A 23,450-nucleotide genomic window follows, 5' to 3' on the forward strand; every position below is an offset into this window, starting at 1 on the left:
TTTAGTTCCTACAGTATAACATTTTATTTTTTTTGACGTTTTTTTCTTGGACTTTTGGCTTTTTGTAAGGCTCTCGCCAATTCTTTTTTCTTTCGTTCTTCCTCTTCCTGCTCACGACGAGCTTTAAAAGGATTGTTGATCAATAATGTCTGAATCACTTGGAAACCATTTGACACCACCCAGTACAGGGATAGACCGCTAGCTAAAGAGACTCCCATACCAAAAATCATCAAAGGCATCGCATAGTTCATGATCGTCATGCTTGCATTACTTTCTGGTTGAGACATTGTCGTCAACTTGCTGCTGGCAAAAGTGAAGATTGCCGCCAAAATAGGAAGTATCAGCGTTTTATCTGGTGTTCCCAATTCTACCCATAAAAATTGACCGCTTGTCAACTGAGGAGAACGAGAAATAGCTTGCCATACCGCCATCATGATCGGCATCTGAATCAGTAAAGGTAAGCATCCGGCAAACATATTGACCCCATGTTCATCGTAAAGTTTTTGCTGTTCTTCTTGAAGCTTACGCTGAGTTTCCGGATCCTTAGAAGCATATTTTTCTTGTAACTTTTTAATCTCGGGTTGAATCTTCTGTGTTTTCTTTGTGGACTGAGTTTGATAATGCATCAACGGCAATAAAATAATCCGTACAATCACTGTGAACAGAATAATCCCGATCCCTTTATTTCCTCCAAAAGAAAGGAAATCAATGACACGGGCAAAGTTATAAACGATGTATCTTTCCCAGATACCTGAGCTGTCTGCACTTACTTCCCCTGTACCGCAAGCGGTTAAAAATATAACTAGACCAATCATTCCCAAAAATAATAATAATCTTTTCTTAGATTTCAGTTTCTTCACTCTTGCTACCTCGCGTTCTATCGTTTAATTACATTCGCCAAACTTAACACATGATGAATGTTTTTTTTTACCTCTTCATAAGACAATGTTAGGATGGCCGGTCGGGCAATCAAAATCAAATCATAATTGCTGTCGATCTCTTCCCGCATCTCGGTCAAAGCCAGTCTCAGAAATCGTTTGACCTTATTTCTTTCAACGGCATTTCCAACTTTTTTTCCTACTGATAATCCCACTCTAAAAAAGGATCCTTCTCTTTTTTTTATATAAACGACCAAATTTTTATTAGCAAAGGAATGTCGTTCATTCATAATTTCTCGAAATTCAGTTTCTTTTTTTATCCGGTATTTCTTTTTCATACAGATTTCCTTTCATCTGCAGCGTAACAAATTTTGCACTCTTCCATGATAGCATAAAAGCACGGAAAAAAACTAAAAATTGGCAGATATAAATAAAAAAACCACTGAATAAGTTCAGCGGTTTATCCCGCATTCAGCTGCGCTGTCTGCCACTCATACTAGTGGGAAATAAAGCGCCTCAAAATGCCCGATTAGTTCAACTAGATTCAGTAAGGGATAAAAAATATACCACTGAATAAGTCTTACTTTATGCAGATAATACTTTTCTTCCCTTACGGCGTCTGCTTGCTAACACTCGACGACCATTTTTTGTGCTCATGCGTTTGCGGAATCCATGGACTCTTTTATGTTTACGTTTGCTTGGTTGATAGGTTCTTTTCATCCCGAGCCACCTCCTTGACTTTTTATGTATCTACTCTCTAAATTAACTAGACAGACCTTAGTATTATACGAATTTATCGAAAATATGTCAACTTTTTATCTGAGCAATTTTTAAAAATTTTTTTTAACTATCCACAAATTTTGTGGATAAACTTTATTTTCTGTGGAAAACCACCTTATTCGCTTATAACAATCCACAAGGTTTTCATGAGCTTACTCACATATCCATACTTGTTAACATGTTTTTCCACAAAGAGTCCTCCCTTGTGTATAACCCTTTTAAATCCTATAACAACACACTTTCTTTTCCACATACGTTTGTTCTTATTAGAAAATCCCTATAAAATTACTCACAATTTTGACCTGCTGTGGAAAACTGCCAATTTAATTTGTGAGTTTCTTTTCCCCAATCTTTAACATCAGTGGAAAACTTTTTTTTTTAATGCTAAAATAAGAAAGACATTCTATGAGTGAGGAGGAAATGAAAAATGCCAAATATCGAATATATTTGGAAAGAGTTGGAAGACAGTTATCGTAAAATTTTAACTACCCCCAGCTTCAATGCCTGGATCGAACAAGCTTCCCCCATCAGTCTTGTTGATAATTTATTAACGATTGAAGTGCCTTCTGCCTTACACAAAGAATACTGGGAGAAGAATCTGTCTACCAAAATCGTTGAAACGGGCTTTCAATTAACAGGAGAAGAAATCACCCCCGTTTTTATTATTCAAAATAATCAGCCGGCGATTGAAGAGCCGACGATTGAGGAACATACTGTTTTGACTGAACAAGCCAGACAAAGCAGCAGAAAAGCTTTTTTAAATCCTAAATATATTTTTGATACGTTTGTTATCGGTAAAGGAAACCAGATGGCCCACGCTGCTGCTTTAGTGGTAGCAGAAGATCCTGGAGGTACCTACAATCCTTTATTTTTTTATGGCGGCGTGGGTCTAGGTAAAACTCACTTAATGCATGCTATCGGTCATCAGATGTTGTTGAACTATCCTGATGCCAAAGTGAAATACGTGAGCAGCGAAACTTTTGCCAATGATTTTATTAATTCAATCCAAAATCGGACATCAGAAGAATTTCGCCAAGCCTATCGAAACGTTGATTTACTATTAGTAGATGATATACAGTTTTTCGCAGAAAAAGAAGGCACACAGGAGGAATTTTTCCATACGTTTAATGCACTGTACAATGATGGCAGACAAATTGTTTTAACTAGCGACCGCTTGCCTAATGAAATTCCTAAATTACAGGAACGGCTTGTTTCTCGGTTTGCTTGGGGCCTATCAGTAGATATCACCCCTCCTGACTTGGAAACTAGAATCGCTATTTTAAGAAAAAAAGCTGATGCAGAACGACTTGAAATCCCGAACGACACGTTAAGCTACATCGCCGGTCAAATCGACTCCAATATTCGAGAGTTAGAAGGGGCTCTGGTACGTGTCCAAGCTTACGCAACAATGAATGGTCAAGACATTACCACCAGTCTTGCTGCGGATTCGCTGAAAACATTGCGGCCAGTCATTCAAAAAAACCAGCTGTCGATTTTAGCGATCCAAGAAAAAGTATGCGAATATTATCATATTGAATTGAAAGATTTAAAAGGCAAACGCCGTGTCAAATCCATTGTACTCCCGAGACAGATTGCAATGTATTTATCTAGGGAATTAACCGATAACTCTCTTCCTAAAATAGGAGCAGAATTTGGGGGCAAAGATCATACCACAGTGATCCATTCCCATGAAAAAATTGAAAAACTGTTAGAATCAGACAGCAAACTAGTAAAAGAAGTCGATGACATCAAAGGCATGCTCTTAATTTAGCCTGTGAATAACTATTAAAAAAAACACTAGTTATTCACATGTTTTACACAAGTGGAAAACTATTCGTACTTTTAGCTTGACCCTTGTTTTCCACAGAATACACAGGACCTACTACTACTATTATCTTTTAATATATATATATAATATAAAAGAAAGGAATTCCCTTATCATGAAATTTATTTTAAATCGTAACGTCTTTTTAAACGAGTTAAATGTTGTTCAACGTGCTATTTCTTCTAAGACCACGATTCCGATTTTAACTGGGATTAAAATTGAACTCAGTCAGGAAGGTCTCTTATTAACTGGTAGTAATGGAGATATCTCCATTGAAAAATTTTTACCGAAAGAAAATGAAAAAGCTCAATTATTAATTGAAAGTACCGGTGCTGTTGTTTTACAAGCTCGATTTTTTGGAGATATCGTCAGAAAATTACCAGAAGAATTATTTACTTTCGAGGTTTTAGATAACCTCCAAGTCAAAATCTCTTCCGGTTCAGCAGAATTTGTTGTTAATGGCATCGGAGCTGACAGCTACCCTCACTTGCCGGTTATTGAGGAAGAAAACCAATTAAAATTGTCTATCCGCGTATTAAACAAAATCATTAATGAAACAGTTTTTGCAGTTTCCATGCATGAAAGCCGCCCAATCTTGACCGGTGTTCATTTTACTTTGGAAGCAGAAAAGTTACTTGCTGTTGCTACTGATAGTCACCGACTGTCTCAAAGGGAAATTCCTATCACAGATGTCAGTCAAAACTTTGATATCGTTATTCCTGGTAAAAGTTTGATAGAACTATCCCGTTCCTTCTCAGACGAAGAAGAAACAGTGGAAATAAATATCATGGAAAACCAAGTATTGTTTCGCACAGAAAACATGAATTTTTATTCCCGTCTTCTTGAAGGGAAATACCCAGATACGAAAAGATTGATTCCAGCAAGTTTTAATACAGAAATCGAATTCAATGCCCCATCCTTAATGGCAGCGATCGATCGTGCCTCGTTGCTGTCCCACGAAGGTCGAAACAATGTGGTTCGTTTGTCCATTCAGGCGGATGAAGTTACTATTTACGGAAATTCTCCTGAAATCGGAAATGTGCAGGAAGAACTGACCTTTAAAAAAGTTTCTGGTGACCCGTTGGAGATATCCTTTAATCCGGATTATATGAAAGATGCGCTAAAAGCCTTTGGAGCTATCGATATTACGATAAAATTTATTTCAGCTCTGCGCCCCTTCACTTTAGAACCAACGGACAACGGCTTATCATTTATTCAACTAATCACACCAGTCAGAACAAGTTAAAAAAAATTATCTGGTTAATAGTGTGGTTTAAACATAAACTGAATATAAATCAGCCAACCGGTGAAGGGGTAACTCTTCGCCGGTTTCGTTATTTAATAGTTAATCAAACCTTGAACAATATAAATCTGTTCACCTAGAGGCTAAAAATTGCGGTACAAAAGAAGACACTTTAATTAAAAAGCAGTTATTGCTTTTTGATTGTTTATTGAATATATAGACTGTATCAGAGCAAAAATATCTCAGGTATACAACCTGAAAAATTTCTTAATATATATTTTATAACGGAATAGTCAACGTTGCTAAATCTTCAGTAACCAATAGACTGCTATCACTCATTTAATATTAAATTGTTAGAGATGTGTAATTAGCAAAAGAAAGGTTAAAAAATAAGAATGTCAAAGGGGTTTATAGTGGACTATCTTCAGATAATAAAAACTTTTGATAGATAGATTTCATGTATTGATTTATGGTAATAACAAAGGAGCGTATTATGGAGCTGTCACAAAAATTAAAAAATAGACGAAAAGAAATTAAACTAACTCAAGAAGAAGTAGCTGAAAAAATTCATGTTTCTAGACAAACCATTTCAAACTGGGAAACAGGACGAACACTGCCGGACATCAATAGTTTAGTTATGATTAGCAATGTTTATGAAATTTCGCTAGACAAATTAATCAAGGGAGATGAACAGATAATAAAAAGGTTAAGTGAAGATACAAAAGAAACAGATATGTGGTTTATTTTCTCGTTATTAATTAGTAATATATTTTCTTCTTTTATCGCTAATCAGGCAAAAAATTTACCATTAAAACTTACTGTTTTACTTTTACTAGTTCAGACAATCAGTATGGGTTACATAGGGATGAATGGTTTTAATTTTTTGCAAAAAAGAGAAGCTAGTTACAAAAAGGAAGAAAATATAAAAACATCCAAATATACTGTTACTTTATACGATATAGTGTATGCCACAACAATAGTATGTGGTGTGGTAGTGATTTTCTATACCTTACTATCAATAGAATAATTAAGATGACTAGGTTGCAGTTGCTTAAAAGATAGACTAAAAACTCTAATTTTTAAGCAACTGTTTTTTTATGTGAAAAATTTCAGAAATTCTAAAAACTAAAAAAAAGCTAATTTTAAAGGAGGTAATCATTTTAGGATTAAACACCTTTTTTTGACCAAAAAGGCTTAAATCAAATAGTATTGATGTTTATTTGGTTTTACCTATAAAAAATGGTATAATAGACGAGTAGTCATTAGTGAGAAGAAGGTGATATTTTGAAGAAAAAATTCATTATTCAAGGTGAGTTTATTACCTTGGGTCAATTTTTAAAAGAAGTTGATCAAATTTCAAGTGGCGGTATGGCCAAGTGGTATTTACAAGAGCACGCCGTTTTTGTAGACGGAGAACTTGAAAATCGCAGAGGCAAAAAGCTTTATCCGGGAACGATGGTAGAATTACCTGATGGAGGTATTTTTTTTATGGCTAAAAATCCGGAAACCCCTCTTTCCAATGAGGAACTAACTGATGAAGCTGACTAGATTGTCTCTTGAAAATTACCGCAACTATCACGAATTGGATTTGAATTTTTCTCAATCACTTAACATTTTTTTAGGAGAAAATGCTCAAGGAAAAACTAATTTATTAGAGAGTATTTATGTTCTCGCTATGACAAGGAGTCATCGGACCAATCAGGAAAAAGAAATCATTCAGTGGGGAAAAGATTATGCTAGAATCAGCGGTGAAATAGAGAAAAAAAACAGCCAGTTGATATTAGAAATGTCTATCACTCCCAATGGTAAGAAGACTAAAATCAATCATTTGGAACAAAGAAAATTAAGCGATTATGTGGGAAAACTCAATGTGGTGTTATTTGCCCCAGAAGATTTGTCTTTGATTAAGGGTTCGCCTCAACTTAGAAGACGTTTTATCGACATGGAGTTAGGACAGATTGATCCATTATATCTTTATTATCTCACGGTGTATCAAAAAGTTTTAAAACAGCGTAACCGTTATTTAAAGAAGACGGGGAATAATAAAGTAGATTTTACTTATTTAGAAATCCTTACGGAGCAGCTGGCTTCTTCTGGAAGTCATGTTATTTATTTAAGACATCAATTTTTACAAAAACTAGAAAAATGGGCACAAATCATCCACGGAAAAGTCACAGGACATAATGAAAAATTATCTATGCGTTATGTCCCCACAATCGATATTACTCCTGATATGTCTGTAGAAAATATCAAGGAAGCTTTCATCGAAAAGATGGAAAAAAACTTAAAACGGGACCTGCTTAGTCAAAGCACCAGTTTAGGTCCCCACCGGGATGAATTAATGTTTTTTATTGATGAAAAAAATGTTCAGAGTTTTGGTTCACAAGGACAGCAGCGAACGACAGCATTAAGTGTGAAATTAGCTGAACTAGAACTGGTTCGGGAAGAAATAGGGGAATACCCGATTTTATTACTTGATGATGTGATGAGTGAGTTGGATGATGACCGACAAATTCATTTATTGGAAACTATTGATGGTAAGATTCAAACGTTTCTTTCAACTACGACACTCACTCATTTGAGTCATAAAATGACCACTACCCCAGAAATTTTTAATGTGGTGAATGGAAAGATCAAATAATCAAATAATCAGAACTGATGTTATCAATCAGATGAATGGAAAGGATTTGAAGCAACTAAATGACTGAAGAAAAAGATAAAGTAGAACATGAATATGATGCTAGCCAAATTCAAGTTTTAGAAGGATTAGAAGCTGTTAGAAAACGTCCAGGAATGTATATTGGTTCGACCAGCGGACAAGGATTGCATCATTTAGTTTGGGAAATAGTTGATAATTCTATCGATGAAGCTTTAGCCGGCTATTGCGATGAAATCAATGTTTTTATCGAAGTAGATGGAAGTATCACAGTGATTGATAACGGTCGTGGGATTCCAGTAGGGATTCAAGCAAAGACCGGTCGTCCCGCAGTGGAAACAGTTTTTACCGTCCTGCATGCCGGAGGAAAATTTGGCGGCGGGGGCTATAAGGTATCTGGCGGACTTCACGGTGTGGGGTCTTCAGTTGTCAATGCTTTATCTTCTACTCTGGAAGTAAAAGTTTATAAGGATGGGAAAATTCATTATCAAGAATTTTCAAGGGGTCTTGTGGTAGATGATTTGAAAGTAATCGGTGAAACAGACAGACAAGGAACCACCGTTCATTTTATTCCAGATCAGGAAATTTTTAAAGAAACAGTGGAATTTGAATTTGATAAATTAGCGACACGTCTAAGGGAACTGGCTTTCTTGAACAGAGGACTGAAATTGACTGTCGAAGACAAGCGAGAAGGACGAGAAAAAGAAGCAGAGTATCATTATGAAGGCGGGATTAAAAGCTACGTAGAGCACTTGAATGCTAACAAAACAGTTTTGTTTGATCACCCGATTTACATTGAGGGAGAGCAAGATGAGATCATCATCGAAGTCGCTTTGCAATACACAGATGGTTTCCACACTAATTTATTGAGTTTCGCCAACAACATTCATACTTATGAAGGCGGGACACATGAAGTCGGTTTTAAAACTGCCTTGACTCGTGCTATCAATGATTACGGGAAAAGAAAAGGACTTATCAAGGAAACAGAAGATAACCTTTCTGGAGAAGACGTGCGTGAAGGAATGACCGCCGTCATTTCAATTAAACACCCTGATCCTCAGTTTGAAGGTCAGACCAAGACTAAATTAGGAAATTCAGAAGTTCGCGGTGTTACGGATCGATTATTTTCTGAAGCACTTTCAAAATTTTTATTGGAAAATCCTTCCGTAGGGAAACAAGTGGTAGATAAAGGGATTTTGGCTTCTAAAGCTAGAATGGCAGCTAAAAGAGCGCGTGAGATGACTCGCCGTAAAGGAGCTTTAGAAATCAGCAATTTGCCGGGGAAATTAGCGGATTGCTCCAGCAGAGACCCAGAAAGATGTGAATTATTCATAGTTGAGGGAGATTCCGCGGGAGGCTCTGCTAAACAAGGAAGAGATCGTGAATTTCAAGCGATTTTACCGATCCGCGGAAAAATTTTGAATGTGGAAAAAGCTTCCATGGATAAAATTTTAGGCAACGAAGAAATCCGCTCCCTATTTACTGCCATGGGGACAGGGTTTGGAGACGATTTCGATGTGTCAAAAGCTCGGTATCATAAACTGGTCATTATGACAGATGCAGATGTGGATGGTGCTCATATCAGAACATTACTCCTAACTTTATTCTATCGCTATATGCGTCCCATTGTGGAAGCTGGTTTTGTCTATATTGCCCAGCCGCCCCTATACGGTGTCAAGCAGGGTAAAAAAATCACCTATATACAGCCTGGAAAAGATGCAGATGATAACTTGGCAGCAACTATTGAAGCACTGCCAGAGACGCCTAAGCCGTCAATACAGCGTTACAAAGGTTTAGGGGAAATGGACGATCATCAGCTATGGGAAACCACCATGGATCCCCAAAATCGCGTGATGCTGCGGGTCACTGTGGACGATGCCATCAAGGCCGATGAAATATTCGAAAAACTGATGGGTGACCGTGTGGAACCTAGAAGAGAGTTTATCGAAATCAATGCTCGGTATGTCAGCAATTTGGATGTATAAAGTATAAATTAAAGTGAAAAGTAAGGAGAAAAACATTCATGTCAGAAGAATTAAATGAAAATATTATTGATGTCAATCTAACCAGTGAAATGGAAACATCATTTATTGACTACGCAATGAGTGTTATCGTGTCCCGAGCTTTACCTGATGTGAGAGACGGCTTAAAACCAGTACACAGACGTATTTTGTATGGAATGTATGAACTGGGAATCACACCAGACAAACCTCATAAAAAGTCTGCCAGAATCGTTGGGGATGTGATGGGTAAATATCACCCTCACGGCGACAGTGCAATCTATGAATCCATGGTCAGAATGGCACAGCCCTTCAGCTACCGCAACATGCTTGTGGATGGTCATGGGAACTTCGGATCGGTCGATGGCGACGGTGCAGCGGCGATGCGGTACACTGAGGCGCGTATGAGTAAAATCGCCTTGGAGCTGCTAAGGGACCTCAACAAAGACACCATTGATTTTCAGATGAACTATGATGAATCTGAAAAAGAACCTAGTGTTTTACCTGCAAGATTTCCTAACTTGTTAGTGAACGGGACGACAGGGATTGCTGTTGGTATGGCTACAAATATCCCGCCTCATAATTTAGGGGAAGTCATCAGTGCAGTAAAATTATTGATGGATGATGCTGATGTTACGACGATGGAACTGATGGAGGTAATACCGGGACCAGACTTTCCAACAGGGGGACTGGTCATGGGAAAATCGGGCATCCGACGAGCCTATGAAACAGGCAGAGGTTCTATCACAGTCAGGGCAAAAGTTGAAATTGAAGAGATGACTAACGGAAAAGAACGAATCCTCGTTTCAGAGTTGCCTTACATGGTAAACAAAGCAAAATTAATCGAACGTATTTCGGACTTGCACCGAGAAAAACGTATTGAAGGGATTACTGATCTGAGAGATGAATCTTCCAGAGAGGGTATGCGTATAGTCATTGAAATTCGCCGAGATATGAGTGCATCAGTCGTATTGAATAACTTGTATAAGTTGACGGCATTGCAGAGTTCTTTCGGATTTAATATGTTAGCGATTGTCAATGGAGAGCCTAAGTTATTAGGTTTGAAAGCTATCCTAGAGCATTATCTCGCACATCAGGAAGACGTTATTAGACGGAGAACTCTTTTTGATAAAAGACGTGCGGAAGATCGCGCACACATTTTGGAAGGTTTAAGGATTGCTCTAGACCATATTGATGAAATTATAAAAATCATCCGTGGTTCCCAATCTGATGAAATCGCCAAAAATGCCTTGATTGAGACGTTTGAATTATCTGATCGTCAAGCACAAGCTATCTTGGATATGCGTTTACGACGCCTGACAGGTTTGGAAAGAGATAAAATCGAAAAAGAATATCAGGAATTATTAGAATTAATTGCTGATTTAACAGATATTTTGGAAAATCATCATCGTATTTTAGAAATTATTTCCACAGAATTAGATGAAATCAAGCGGAAGTACAGTGATGACCGCCGGACAGAGTTACTGATAGGAGAAGTCCTAAGTCTTGAAGATGAAGACTTGATCGAAGAAGAAGATATCGTGATCACATTGACTCATAATGGTTATATCAAACGTTTGCCAAGTTCAGAATTCCGGACGCAAAAACGTGGAGGCCGTGGAGTTCAAGGGATGGGAATGCATGACGATGATTTTGTTGAAACATTGATTTCATGTTCTACCCATGATTCCTTACTCTTCTTTACGAATACCGGGAAAGTTTACCGTGCCAAAGGGTATGAGATACCAGAGTACGGAAGAACAGCCAAAGGACTTCCTATCATCAATTTGCTGGGAGTGGACTCATCTGAAAAAGTTCAAGCTATTATCAATGTTTCAGGTGTCGCAGATGAGGAGAAATATCTCTTCTTTACAACTCGAATGGGAGTAGTGAAGAGGACCAATGCTTCTGCCTTTGCAAATATCCGCAGCAATGGGTTAATTGCCATCGGTCTGAAAGAAAATGATGAGCTGATTAACGTTTCTATTACTAATGGGAAGAAAAATGTGATTATCGGGACTCGTTTAGGCTATTCTGTGACGTTTAATGAAAATACCGTAAGAGATATGGGACGAACTGCAACAGGAGTTCGTGGGGTACGCCTAAGAGAAAACGATTTTGTCATTGGTATGGATATTTTGGAACCAGAAAGTGAAGTCTTTATTATCACGGAAAAAGGTTATGGTAAACGGACCTCTTCAAGTGAGTATCCAGTGAAAGGACGAGGCGGAAAAGGAATAAAAACTGCCAATATCACTCCGAAAAATGGACCACTGGTTGGTTTGACCACGGTTAGCGGAGATGAAGATGTTCTAGTAATCACTGACCAAGGAGTCATTATCAGATTCAGTATCGATTCTGTCTCTCAAACAGGCAGAGCAACACAAGGCGTTCGACTGATTAGAGTCGATGACCAAACAAAAGTTGCCACTATGGCAATTGTTGAGCCAGATGAAGATGATGAAACAGAAGAAGAAACCACAGAAAAAGAGTAAAAAGAAAGTAATCAGTAATTTAGGTTATTGATTACTTTCTTAGCTTGATTTTATTGTTTTTTCGTAGTATAGTATTTAATTGTGGGTAGTGTAACAACTACTCTTCCTTGCTCTAATGAAACATTGGAGCCAGAGACCATAAGGAGGTGTAATCAATGAGCAAATCAACGAATTATGAAATCACATACATCATTCGTCCAAACATTGATGAAGAAGCTAAAAATGCTTTAGTAGAACGTTTCGATGCAATTTTGAAAGATAACGGTACTGAGGTTTTAGAATCGAAAGATTGGGAAAAACGCCGTCTAGCTTACGAAATCAATGATTTTCGTGAGGGATTTTACCGTATCGTAAAAGTTTCTTCTGAAAACGCAAAAGGCATCAATGAATTTGATCGTCTTGCAAAAATTAATGATGATATCTTACGTCATATGATTGTCAAAGAAGAAAACTAAAAATGTTTCACGTGAAACATTTTTGAGCGGAAGGGGGCTGTAAATGTGATTAACAATGTTGTACTTGTAGGAAGACTGACTAGAGATCCAGATTTACGCTATACTTCTAGTGGTTTAGCAGTCGCTACGTTTACTCTTGCGATTGATCGTCGGTTTACGAATCAAGCCGGAGAACGCGAAACTGATTTTATCCAATGTGTTATTTGGAGAAAGAGTGCAGAAACTCTAGCTAACTATACACGCAAAGGATCCTTAATCGGGGTTGAAGGAAGAATTCAAACACGTAACTATGAAAACCAACAAGGCCAAAGAGTTTATGTGACAGAAGTCCTGTGTGATTCTTTCCATTTCTTAGAGTCTAAAGCGACAAACGAGCAAAGAGTAAGCAACCAACCGTATAGCGGTGGTAATACTAGCGGCAATCAACAGTTTAATCAATCATTTAACCAATCTTCAAACCCATCACAGAATAGTAGTCCTAGTACTCCTGATTTCGGCAGAGATGCAGATCCTTTTGCCTCTAGCTCGCAAATCGATATTTCTGATGATGACTTACCATTCTAAAATCGAGGAGGGAATATAATGGCGCAACAAAGAAGAGGCGGAAGAAAACCCCGTCGTAAAGTATGTTATTTTTGTGCAAATCACATAGACCATGTAGATTATAAAAACGTAGAACTATTAAAAGGTAAATTTATTTCAGAAAGAGGAAAAATTTTACCTCGTCGTGTGACAGGAACATGTGCTAAACATCAAAGAACATTGACAACATCAATCAAACGTTCTAGAATCATGGCATTATTGCCATTCGTAGCAGAAGAATAATAAATTTTAAAGATTTGCAGAAATGCAAGTCTTTTTTATTTGTAAATGAAGGTTTCATGAAATGTTTTGGAAAAAATTAATATAAAATTTTCCTGAAGTATATGATGTTTAAGTTTTTTTATATATAATAGATGAGAATCCGAATAGTTTAGAGAATGGTTTAGAAAAAAATAGACTTGTTTTAAAATGTTTCACGTGAAACATTTTGGTTGAGTAACAAGGTTTATTGCTTGTGTGATTTGTGTTAGAATGGATAAGAGAAAACATACAAAGGTGTGAAATGAATATGAAAGTTATTTTTTTATCAGATGTTAAAGGACAAGGAAAAAAAGGTGAAGTTAAAGAAGTTTCAAGCGGGTATGCTCAAAATTTTCTTATAAAAAAAGGATTAGCAAAAGAAGCAACAGCAGCAGGCTTATCTGAATTAAAAGCCAAACAGAAGGCGAGAGAAAGAGAAGAAGCAGAATTAAAAGCCGAGGCTGAAGAATTGAAAAAAGCCATCGAATCTGAAAGTTTTGAAGTGCTGCTAAAAGCAAAATCAGGTGAGGATGGAAGATTGTTTGGTTCGATTACTTCGAAACAAATTGCAGAAGGACTAAAAAAAGAACACAAACTTAAAGTCGACCGACGTAAAATGGACTTGCCTCAACCTATCAGAGCTTTAGGGTACACAAGGGTTCCGATTAAGCTGCATTCGGAAGTAACAGCTGTGCTGAAGGTTCATGTGGTGAATGAATAATACGTTAAGTATAAGGGGAATGAGTAAATGAGTGAATTAATGCAAGATAGAATTCCTCCTCAAAATATTGAAGCAGAGCAAGCTGTACTGGGTTCAGTTTTTTTAGATTCTGATGCCATTATAGAAGCTATGGAATATCTTACAAGTGAAAGCTTTTATCGCAGAAGCCATCAGCTGATTTTCCAAATGATGAGCCATTTGAATGACCGTAACGAGGCTATCGATGTTATTACAGTCAAAGATCAGCTAGAAACTTTGAATTTATTAGAAGATGTGGGTGGTCTGAATTATTTAACTGAACTAGCGCTGGTCGTCCCAACAGCAGCAAATGTAGGACACTATGCTAGAATTGTTGAAGAAAAATCTTTGTTACGGAATTTAATCGCGACTGCAACTGAAATTGTGACTAAAGGCTTTGAACAAAGGGATGATGTGGAAGCAATTTTGGACGAAGCTGAGAAGAAAATCCTAGAGGTTTCTGAGAAAAGAAATCGCTCAGGCTTCTTACCTATTTCTGAAGTGTTGAATACTTCTTTCGCGGAAATTGATCGCTTATCCCAATTAGAGGAAGATATTACAGGACTGCCAACGGGATACTTAGCTTTGGATAAGATGACCGCAGGATTGCAGGCGGAAGAACTGATTATTTTAGCAGCTAGACCTGCAGTAGGGAAGACTGCTTTTGCTTTAAATATCGCTCAAAATGTCGGAACAAAAACTGATCGTGCAGTGGCTGTATTCAGTCTTGAAATGGGGGCTGAGGCATTGGTCAATCGGATGCTTTGTGCTGAAGGAACGATTGAAGCCAGTCATTTAAAAACAGGTCAGCTGACTGAAGAAGAATGGTCAAACTTGATTATGGCCATGGGAAGTCTGTCCAAGGCTGATATATATATCGACGATACGCCAGGGATAAAAATCAGTGAAATCCGTGCAAAGTGCCGGAAGTTAGCTCAGGAAAACGGAAACTTAGGGTTGATATTAATTGATTACTTGCAGTTGATTGAAGGTAATAATAAAGAAAACCGGCAACAGGAAGTTTCTGATATTTCCCGACAATTAAAAAAATTAGCGAAAGAATTAAAAGTTCCTGTCCTTGCACTTTCTCAGTTGTCACGTGGAGTGGAACAGCGTCAAGATAAAAGACCGGTGTTAAGTGATATTCGGGAATCGGGGTCTATTGAACAAGACGCAGACATCGTGGCATTTCTTTATCGAGAAGATTATTATCAGCGAGACAGTGATGAGGATGCCGATGAAAGAGAAGAAAATGATATCATCGAAGTTATCATTGAAAAAAACAGAAGTGGTGCCCGAGGGACTGTGGAATTGCTCTTTATCAAACAGTTTAATAAATTTTCATCAATTTCAAACCGAACAGATTTTTAATGTTCGGTTTTTGTTGTTTTAAATGTTGGTTACAATGTTATAGTTCGCCTATATCTTGTTTAAAAAATCATAGTATTTTTAATGTTCGATATTTATTGATTTTATGGGTATAACTTGGTAAAATAAGCAAGAATTAGAAATTAATTGTAGAGGAGCCTTCATATGCCGTCAATAGTAGTTGTGGGAACACAGTGGGGAGACGAGGGAAAGGGAAAAATCACAGATTTTTTAAGTGAAAATGCCGAAGTGATTGCTCGTTACCAAGGAGGAGATAACGCTGGACATACAATCAAGTTTGACGGCGTAACGTATAAATTGCATCTCGTTCCTTCAGGGATTTTTTATGAAGAAAAAATAAGTGTGATTGGAAATGGTGTTGTCATCAATCCCAAGTCATTGACAGAAGAATTAAAATATTTAGAAGATCAGGGCATCGAGACGAAAAATCTTAGAATTTCAGATCGGGCCCATGTTGTTTTACCTTACCATATCAAGCTGGATCAATTGCAAGAAGAGTCTAAAGGGGACCAAAAAATCGGGACAACAATCAAAGGGATAGGACCCGCTTATATGGACAAAGCAGCAAGGGTAGGCATCAGGATTGCAGATTTACTTGATGAAGAAGTTTTTGCTGAAAGATTAGAAATAAATTTAAAAGAAAAAAATCTTCAATTTGTTAAAGTTTATGACGATGAACCAATGGATTTTTCTGAAATTTTCAAAGAATACTATCAGTATGGACAGGAAATCAAAAAATATGTATGTGATACATCGGTTGTTTTGAATGATGCGCTGGATAATGGCAAACGGGTCTTGTTTGAAGGGGCACAGGGGGTCATGCTGGACATTGATCAAGGTACCTATCCTTTTGTCACCTCCTCCAATCCTGTTGCCGGAGGCGTTACTATCGGCAGCGGTGTCGGGCCTTCTAAAATCGACAAGGTGGTTGGGGTCTGTAAAGCGTACACATCAAGAGTCGGGGACGGACCATTTCCAACAGAGCTGTTTGGTGAAGTTGGTGATCGAATCCGTGAAATTGGAAAAGAATATGGAACCACGACTGGGCGACCTAGACGAGTGGGCTGGTTTGATTCAGTTGTCATGCGGCATTCAAAGCGTGTCTCAGGCCTGACTAATTTATCTTTAAATTCAATTGATGTGTTAAGTGGTCTAAAGACAGTGAAAATCTGTACGGCGTATGAGCTCGATGGCAAAAAAATCTATCACTATCCTGCCAGCTTAAAAGAACTGTCTCGCTGCACACCGGTTTACGAAGAATTACCTGGTTGGTCAGAAGATATTACCAAGTGCAAAACATTGGCAGAATTACCTGAAAATGCCAGAAGATATATTCATTTTATATCTGAGTTGGTGGGTGTCCGCATTTCGACATTTTCAGTAGGGCCAGACCGTTCTCAAACAAATATTCTTGAGGGCGTGTGGGGAAATTATTAGCTTTTGAAGATTGTTTTATGATTGATAATGGGATTTTGGTAAAAGATGAAGGACAATCTAGGAGGAGCATCAAAATGAACTTTAGAATTTTAACGGACTCATGTTGTGATTTACCCTATGATTTGTTGGAAAAAGAGAATGTCCAGATTGTTTCCATGGTTGTGACATTGGATGGGAAAGAGTATGAAGATGATTTAGGCAAAACTTTTAGCAGTCAATGGCTGATCAAAGAGCTTCAGCAAGGGAAATTGGCAGCTACTTCTCAAATAAATATCGGTGTCTACTTAGAAAAATTTAAAGAAATGCTGGAAGAAAATCAAATACCTATCATCTATTTAGGTTTTTCCTCCGGTTTAAGCGGGTCTTATTCTAACGCTGTAGCAGCGTTAGATATGCTGAATGAGGAGAAAGGCTCAAAAGCGCCTATTCATTTGATCGATTCGAAACAAGCGTGCCTTGGAGAGGGGATGCTGGTGAAGGAATTAATAGATTTGAGAAATCAGCAGGCGGGCGTAGAAGAAGCGTTAGATACAATCAATCAATTAAAAACAAGAGTCCAATCCTGGGTGACGGTAGATGATTTAAAATATTTGGAACGAGGCGGCAGAATTTCTAAAACTACTGCGACCGTGGGAAGTTTAATGAACATAAAGCCGATTATTGTCGTCAATGACCAAGGGAAATTGATTAACCAAGGGAAAGTCCGGGGGCGCCGGAAATCACTGGATAAGTTGGTAGAGCAAACCAAGGAACATATTTCGATAGGGGACACTTCGGCTATTTATATCGCCTATGCGGGAGATATTGAGGCTGGGGAACACTTAAAGGAATCTTTGTCAGACTTAGGGCTTCCTATTGAGATGTATCCTATGGGGCCTACGATTGCTTGTCACACAGGAGCAGGGGCGCTGGCAGTATTTTCTATCGTGAAATAAAAGATGCTCAGAAAGTTTTAAAGAACTTTCTGAGCATCTTTTTATTTTATCAATTTAATAATAACTCTGTTTGAGCGAGATTAATTTACTTAACTTATTAAATTTTAAGCAATTATTCTACTTGGATATCAAAGATCCCTTTTTTCTTAACATTTACATAATACTGTAAATCATACACTGTTTTTCCTTGTGACATGTCGTTTAAAATTTGTTTAAGTTCTTTTTCAGCATCTTCTCTTGTTTTATACCATCCTAATGCTACGGTGTTATCACCCCAAAAGCTGTGGCTATCCACACCCATCAGCAGGATTTCTGGATGATAACCCTTTTTCCACATTACTGGGGATAAAACAAACTTATAAAAAGAAGACACCTTGCCATTGAGCACACTGGTTATGGAGATTTTATTGCTTCCTTTAGTGTTCATAGTAGAACTGGAGGCTTCCTCCATTGAGTTGTCCAGCAATGAGTCTATGGAGACTTCAAAATATTTTGACAAGGTAATCAATTTATCAAAATCCGGCTGGGCAGTGCCGTTTTCGTAACGAGAAATCGATTGTCTGGAAACGTCCAGCAATTCTGATAATTGTTCTTGGGAAATTCCTTTTTCTTTTCGTAACTCTTTTAACTTTTCACCAAACATTGCTTCACCTCCTATATCTGTATATTAAAGAAAGGGTCTTAAAAAGGCAAGATTCATTCTGTTGCATAGACGCAACTTATAGTTGCAAACACGAAAAGTATGAAATAAAAGGGGTTTTTAGTAAAATTAAATATCTTTTTTTAGAAATTCTGATAAAGCATACTAAAAAATCACCTTCCAGATAATTTTAAAATATCTGAGAGGTGGTTTTTTTAAATCTCATGAGTGACAGCTTCTATAATTTAAAGTTTAGTATAGTTTTCGCTTTTCTATTAATTTCTTATCTGCCCGTCACCGTAGATAATATATTTGATGGAAGTTAATTCTTCTAACCCCATAGGACCTCTGGCGTGAAGTTTTTGAGTACTGATGCCGATTTCTCCGCCAAATCCAAACATACTGCCATCAGTGAAGCGGGTGGAAGCATTAGCATAGACTGCAGCAGCATCTACTTGCTGTAAGAAGGCTTGAGTTGCAGAATAATTTTCACTGACAATAACCTCTGAATGTTTTGAACTGTAAGTTTGGATATGTTTCAAAGCTTCTTCCAGTGAGTTGACAGTTTTAATCGCTAAAATGTAATCTAAAAATTCGGTAGCATAATCTTCGTCTGTTGCAGGTATCCAATTTTTTAAATATTGGCCGGCATTTTCATCGGCTCTTATTTCAACATTGAATTCAGCCAAGCGTTTTTCAATCACTGGCAGCAAAACTTTTGCAACGTCTTGATGGATAATGAGAGTTTCCAAGGCATTACAGACGGATGGGCGCTGACATTTGCCATTGATAAGTATTTCAACCGCTTTTGCATGGTCAGCTTCCTTATCAATGTACAGATGACAATTTCCCGTCCCTGTTTCAATGACTGGCACGGTAGCATTTTTGACGACTGTTTGGATAAGATTAGCCCCGCCTCTAGGAATAAGTAAATCGAGGTATTCGTTTAATGTCATTAATTTAACGGCTGTTTCATGTGAAACATCTTCAATGTATTGAATAGCGTGTTTAGGGACACCGCAAGATGCCAGAGCTTCCTGCATCAAGGAGACTAAAAGTTTATTAGAGTGAAAGGCATCCTTTCCCCCTCTTAAAATAACCGCATTGCCTGCTTTAAAGCATAAAGTAGCAGCTTCCACCGTTACATTCGGACGTGCTTCATAAATGATACCGATGACACCAATCGGCACTCTTTTTTTCCCAATCAGCAAATTATCATCTGTCTGCCACATTTTATCCACATTACCGATGGGATCTTTTAAATCGATGATGGTTTCAATACTTTCAATCATGTTTGCTATCCTATCTTCTGTTAAAAGCAGTCGGTCGATAATGGCACTTGTTTTTCCGGCACTTTTGGCCTGTTCGATATCTTTATTATTTACTTCAATAATTTTTGAAGTATTTTTTTTTAGATTATCGATCATTTTTTGGAGAACTAAATTTTTGTTTTTTGACTCTAAGTTGTTAAGAAAGACAGCAGCTTCTTTTCCCTGCTGCCCTATTTGATTTAAACTATCCATACGGCTCTCTTCCTTTCTACTTTCCAAACAAAGTCCCTATTTCTTTTCCATCTAAAATATCAAAGAGAATACTAGGTTTTTTCCCGTTAGCTAAAACAACTTTTCCATTGTTGTTTAAAATGAGTTCTGCTGCTTTTAGCTTGGTAATCATGCCGCCAGTCCCTAATTCACTGCCTTTATCTCCGGAACACTCAAATAAATCAGCTGTGATTTCAGGAATATGATGAAAAATTTTGGCTTTTTTATTTGTTCGCGGGTCATCAGAATAGAAACCGTCGATGTCTGATAAAATAATGAGCAGATCAGCCTGCACGAGATTTGCTACGATGGCTGATAACTGGTCGTTGTCACCAAACACAGTTTGATGATTTAATTCATCAACAGCAACACTGTCGTTTTCATTAACAATCGGGATGATTCCCATTTTGAGCAGTTCATGAAAAGTATTGTAAACATTTCTTCGGCTTTCTGGAAAATCAATAACGTCTCTTGTCAGCAACACTTGAGCTGATTTTTGATGATAGACTTTGAAGCGCTGGTTATATAAATTCATTAATTCTAATTGACCGATAGCCGCAAGTGCTTGCTGTTCCGCAATGGATTGAGGCTTGTATGGCAAATTAAGATGAACCATGCCGGCACCGATAGCTCCCGATGACACGAGGATGATTTCATATTCTTGTGTTGCCAAGTCTGACAACGTAAAGGATAGCTGGTCAATAGCCTTTAAATTCATTCGACCGTTAGGCAAAATTAAGGAGCTCGTGCCTACCTTTACTACAATTCGTTTAACAGTTTTAATAGATGTCCGCAAGTTCATTCGCTCCTTTATAGATTCATCCAGTGCGTTAAGACTAAATATCCTATCACATGGGATAATTGGCTTTCATTATATCAAAAGATTAAGATTAAAAAAAGATTAAACTAAGGTTTGTTTATCATAATCAACTAACCATGCTCTATAAAATCATTTCAGGAAAATTGTACAAGCAGATTCTAAAAAGTAACTAAAATAAAAAAAGCTGAGAAAATTAATTCTCAGCTTTTGAATTAAGAGTAAATTTCTTTAACTTTAGCTTGAACCCGCTGGTTTTCCAAAAAGTCATCATAAGATGAATTTGGATAATCTACAACACCTTTAGCAGAAACAGCGATGATTCTGTTGGCAGTTGTTTGGATAAACTGATGGTCATGGGAAGCAAATAGGATGGCGCCTTTAAAAACAATCAAACCATCATTCAATGCCGTAATAGATTCCAAGTCCAAGTGATTTGTCGGGTCATCAAGGACCAAGACATTCGCTTTAGACAACATTAATTTAGAAAGCATACAACGGACCTTTTCCCCACCGGATAGGACGTTCACAGGTTTCATCACGTCTTCTCCAGAGAACAACATACGGCCGAGAAAACTTCTTAGGAAAGTATTATCGTCCTCTTCTTTGGAAGCGTACTGTCTCAACCAATCCAAAATCGTTATGTCAGAAGAAAATTCAGTAGAATTATCCTTTGGCAAGTAAGCTTGAGAGGTTGTGACTCCCCAGCGGAAAGAGCCTGAATCAGGTTCGATTTCTCCCATCAATATTTTAAATAAGGTCGTCAAAACAATGTCATTATTTGATAGGAAGGCAGCTTTATCGCCTTTTGCCAGTGTAAATGAAACATTATCTAAAACTTTTTTTCCATCGATCGTTTTAGAAATATTTTCCACGTGCAGCAAGTCGTTTCCTATCTCTCTCTCAGGTGAAAACCCAACGAATGGATAGCGCCGAGAGGAAGGTTGAATATCTTCAATATCAATTTTTTCCAACATTTTTTTCCTGGATGTTGCTTGTTTTGATTTGGAAGCATTGGCACTGAATCTCGCGATAAATTCTTGTAATTCCTTGACTTTTTCTTCTTTTTTAGCATTTTGGTCTGCTTGCAATTTTGCTGCTAACTGGCTTGATTCCAGCCAAAAATCATAGTTGCCCACAAATAATTTTATTTTTCCGAAGTCTAAATCTGCCATGTGTGTACACACAGTATTTAAAAAGTAGCGGTCATGGGAAACAACAATCACAGTGTTTTCAAAATTGATCAAAAACTCTTGTAACCACTCGATAGATTTGGTATCTAATCCATTTGTTGGCTCGTCTAACAGTAAGACGTCCGGCTGACCAAACAGAGCTTGGGCAAGCAGGACTTTAACTTTTTGTCCTTCCGGCAGTTCACTCATTTTTTTGTCATGGAGTTCTTCTGAAATATTTAAACCTTGCAGCAGTGTGGCAGCTTCCGGTTCAGCTTCCCAGCCGTTTAACTCAGCAAACTCCCCTTCCAGTTCTGCAGCCATGTTGCCGTCTTCTTCTGAAAAATCTTCTTTCATATAAAGGGCATCTTTTTCCTTCATTACTTCATAAAGTCGTTTATGACCCATAATCACTGTTTCCAAAACAGTGAAATCTTCAAAGCCAAAGTGATCCTGTGCCAAAGTGGCCAGACGTTCATCAGGCCCTAGTGAGACATTTCCTGTACTTGGGTCCAATTCCCCGGATAGAATTTTTAAAAATGTTGACTTTCCAGCTCCGTTGGCACCAATCAACCCGTAACAATTGCCGGGAGTGAATTTAATATTGACGTTATCAAAAAGTTTACGATCAGGTAATTGTAAACTTACATCAGTTACTGTAATCATGTGTAGCTCCTCTTCTTGTAGAATTTTCTCTCTAGTGCATTATAACGATTAACCGGGGCTTTCGCAAGATAATCATTGAGGAGAATGGAAGGAGTGGGCTCCTTTTCTTTTATCTACCCATGCGAAATGAATTCGTAGGCTTTTTTCTCTGTCAGTGTAGAGATTGGTTAAACAAGTAAAGTCTTTGTTCTGTCTCCCCGGCTTTTCCGTCATCACGATCACTGTTTCTATCCAAGGTTATGCATCACCATGGTTTTGATTCAAACATAGAGAAACTATTAAAAATTGTAAAAAGGTTAAGGAGAAGGAACTCTCCTCGACCTTTTTAGTTTGTAAATAAATCTAATGTCTTAGGATTTCAGCTTGATTTATGAGTCGATACTATGTGTCCAGTCTTCATTCTAAAAGTTATAACAGTAAGGGAATCAGTAAGTTTCTGTTACTTAATACCCGTATCTAATATTTAACAGGGAAATTAATTGTTTTAACTTATCTGACTGGTCTTTTGATAAAGTGATCTCCTCTTTTCTGATAACGCTGGAAATATCCATCGTCATCCGGCTCAAAATATAGGGAATCGCCGTCTGCTGTCTTTCCAAGTCCTCTTGATAGTTAATCAAGAGCTTTTGTAATGAGTAGCTTTTCGGATCATTCTTTAACTCGCTGAGCAGCTCTGTGATGAGAGTGACTGCTTGCTCTTTTCGTTCTTTTCCCCCTGCAAACCATTTTAACTTTTCCATAGATGTACACTCCTTGAACATGTCTAAAATTTTTTTCACATGTTGTCTTTGAATTCGGAAACAATTCTCAAAAACATTAAACATCATATAAATGAAAATATTACGAATTTTTCAACATTTACACAGACAGTTTACTCTCTCAAAAAAACAATATCAAGTATAAGATTTGTTGCTGGTCCTCAACATTTCCTCTCAATTA

At 37.5% G+C, this 23,450-nt stretch carries 22 protein-coding genes; 14 read left to right on the forward strand and 8 right to left on the reverse strand.

The genetic code is table 11. The annotated features are described in order from the left end of the window. Positions 1–23: 23 nt before the first annotated feature. The 3 genes from CBF29_RS07025 to rpmH all read right to left on the reverse strand — a co-directional run bounded on the left by CBF29_RS07025 (position 24) and on the right by rpmH (position 1,598). On the reverse strand, positions 24–851 hold the full coding sequence (locus tag CBF29_RS07025; protein WP_126809143.1) for a YidC/Oxa1 family membrane protein insertase: 828 nt from the start codon (positions 849–851) through the stop codon (positions 24–26). A 26-nt stretch (positions 852–877) separates the two neighbouring features. Beyond that, positions 878–1,216 carry a ribonuclease P protein component gene (gene rnpA, locus CBF29_RS07030; RefSeq protein ID WP_126808896.1) on the reverse strand — a complete coding sequence of 113 codons (339 nt, stop codon included), beginning with the start codon at positions 1,214–1,216 and terminating at the stop codon, positions 878–880. A 247-nt stretch (positions 1,217–1,463) separates the two neighbouring features. Further along, on the reverse strand, positions 1,464–1,598 hold the full coding sequence (gene rpmH, locus CBF29_RS07035) for a 50S ribosomal protein L34 (RefSeq protein ID WP_126808899.1): 135 nt from the start codon (positions 1,596–1,598) through the stop codon (positions 1,464–1,466). A gap of 487 nt (positions 1,599–2,085) precedes the next feature. Between rpmH and dnaA the strand changes: the two genes are divergently transcribed. The 14 genes from dnaA to CBF29_RS07105 all read left to right on the forward strand — a co-directional run bounded on the left by dnaA (position 2,086) and on the right by CBF29_RS07105 (position 17,675). Next, entirely contained in the window at positions 2,086–3,429 is a 1,344-nt protein-coding gene (gene dnaA / locus CBF29_RS07040) for a chromosomal replication initiator protein DnaA (protein WP_126808901.1), read from the forward strand. A 169-nt stretch (positions 3,430–3,598) separates the two neighbouring features. Next, positions 3,599–4,729: a DNA polymerase III subunit beta gene (dnaN, locus tag CBF29_RS07045; RefSeq protein WP_126808903.1), complete on the forward strand. Its 1,131-nt coding sequence runs from the start codon at positions 3,599–3,601 to the stop codon at positions 4,727–4,729. Positions 4,730–5,219: 490 nt separating this feature from the next. After that, positions 5,220–5,753, forward strand: a complete 534-nt coding sequence (locus tag CBF29_RS07050) for a helix-turn-helix domain-containing protein (protein ID WP_126808905.1) — start codon at positions 5,220–5,222, stop codon at positions 5,751–5,753. A 257-nt stretch (positions 5,754–6,010) separates the two neighbouring features. After that, positions 6,011–6,274 (forward strand): S4 domain-containing protein YaaA, encoded by a 264-nt coding sequence (gene yaaA, locus CBF29_RS07055; protein WP_126808907.1) that lies wholly within the window; start codon positions 6,011–6,013, stop codon positions 6,272–6,274. Continuing rightward, entirely contained in the window at positions 6,261–7,367 is a 1,107-nt protein-coding gene (recF, locus tag CBF29_RS07060) for a DNA replication/repair protein RecF (protein ID WP_126808910.1), read from the forward strand. The genes yaaA and recF overlap by 14 nt, the downstream gene beginning before the upstream one ends. 59 nt (positions 7,368–7,426) lie before the next feature. Next, on the forward strand, positions 7,427–9,367 hold the full coding sequence (gyrB, locus tag CBF29_RS07065) for a DNA topoisomerase (ATP-hydrolyzing) subunit B (RefSeq protein ID WP_126808912.1): 1,941 nt from the start codon (positions 7,427–7,429) through the stop codon (positions 9,365–9,367). A gap of 38 nt (positions 9,368–9,405) precedes the next feature. Beyond that, positions 9,406–11,877 (forward strand): DNA gyrase subunit A, encoded by a 2,472-nt coding sequence (gene gyrA / locus CBF29_RS07070; protein ID WP_126808914.1) that lies wholly within the window; start codon positions 9,406–9,408, stop codon positions 11,875–11,877. Between the two features lie 155 nt (positions 11,878–12,032). Next, complete coding sequence (gene rpsF, locus CBF29_RS07075) at positions 12,033–12,332, forward strand: 30S ribosomal protein S6 (protein WP_126808916.1); 300 nt, start codon at positions 12,033–12,035, stop codon at positions 12,330–12,332. 45 nt (positions 12,333–12,377) lie between these two features. Next, positions 12,378–12,896 (forward strand): single-stranded DNA-binding protein, encoded by a 519-nt coding sequence (gene ssb / locus CBF29_RS07080; RefSeq protein ID WP_126808918.1) that lies wholly within the window; start codon positions 12,378–12,380, stop codon positions 12,894–12,896. An 18-nt stretch (positions 12,897–12,914) separates the two neighbouring features. Then, positions 12,915–13,157 carry a 30S ribosomal protein S18 gene (rpsR, locus tag CBF29_RS07085; protein ID WP_126808921.1) on the forward strand — a complete coding sequence of 81 codons (243 nt, stop codon included), beginning with the start codon at positions 12,915–12,917 and terminating at the stop codon, positions 13,155–13,157. Between the two features lie 286 nt (positions 13,158–13,443). Beyond that, the gene (gene rplI, locus CBF29_RS07090; protein WP_126808923.1) at positions 13,444–13,896 is read left to right on the forward strand and encodes a 50S ribosomal protein L9; all 453 of its coding nucleotides are present in this window, start codon (positions 13,444–13,446) and stop codon (positions 13,894–13,896) included. Between the two features lie 27 nt (positions 13,897–13,923). Then, on the forward strand, positions 13,924–15,285 hold the full coding sequence (gene dnaB, locus CBF29_RS07095; RefSeq protein ID WP_126808925.1) for a replicative DNA helicase: 1,362 nt from the start codon (positions 13,924–13,926) through the stop codon (positions 15,283–15,285). A 162-nt stretch (positions 15,286–15,447) separates the two neighbouring features. Continuing rightward, positions 15,448–16,740 (forward strand): adenylosuccinate synthase, encoded by a 1,293-nt coding sequence (locus CBF29_RS07100; RefSeq protein ID WP_126808927.1) that lies wholly within the window; start codon positions 15,448–15,450, stop codon positions 16,738–16,740. Positions 16,741–16,814: 74 nt separating this feature from the next. Continuing rightward, positions 16,815–17,675: a DegV family protein gene (locus CBF29_RS07105; protein ID WP_126808930.1), complete on the forward strand. Its 861-nt coding sequence runs from the start codon at positions 16,815–16,817 to the stop codon at positions 17,673–17,675. 112 nt (positions 17,676–17,787) lie between these two features. Here CBF29_RS07105 and CBF29_RS07110 read toward each other — a convergent pair whose 3' ends face one another. The 5 genes from CBF29_RS07110 to CBF29_RS07130 all read right to left on the reverse strand — a co-directional run bounded on the left by CBF29_RS07110 (position 17,788) and on the right by CBF29_RS07130 (position 23,251). After that, the gene (locus CBF29_RS07110) at positions 17,788–18,318 is read right to left on the reverse strand and encodes a helix-turn-helix domain-containing protein (RefSeq protein WP_126808932.1); all 531 of its coding nucleotides are present in this window, start codon (positions 18,316–18,318) and stop codon (positions 17,788–17,790) included. 272 nt (positions 18,319–18,590) lie between these two features. After that, positions 18,591–19,838, reverse strand: coding sequence for a glutamate-5-semialdehyde dehydrogenase (locus CBF29_RS07115; protein WP_126808934.1), 1,248 nt, complete (start codon positions 19,836–19,838; stop codon positions 18,591–18,593). A gap of 16 nt (positions 19,839–19,854) precedes the next feature. Beyond that, positions 19,855–20,652, reverse strand: a complete 798-nt coding sequence (gene proB / locus CBF29_RS07120; RefSeq protein ID WP_126808937.1) for a glutamate 5-kinase — start codon at positions 20,650–20,652, stop codon at positions 19,855–19,857. Between the two features lie 236 nt (positions 20,653–20,888). Then, a complete protein-coding gene (locus CBF29_RS07125) occupies positions 20,889–22,511 on the reverse strand; it encodes an ABC-F family ATP-binding cassette domain-containing protein (protein ID WP_126808939.1) in 1,623 nt (540 codons plus the stop codon). A gap of 443 nt (positions 22,512–22,954) precedes the next feature. Continuing rightward, complete coding sequence (locus tag CBF29_RS07130) at positions 22,955–23,251, reverse strand: bacteriocin immunity protein (RefSeq protein WP_126808941.1); 297 nt, start codon at positions 23,249–23,251, stop codon at positions 22,955–22,957. Positions 23,252–23,450: the final 199 nt, after the last annotated feature.

Source organism: Vagococcus elongatus, assembly GCF_003987645.1.
In the GTDB taxonomy this organism is placed as follows: domain Bacteria; phylum Bacillota; class Bacilli; order Lactobacillales; family Vagococcaceae; genus Vagococcus_A; species Vagococcus_A elongatus.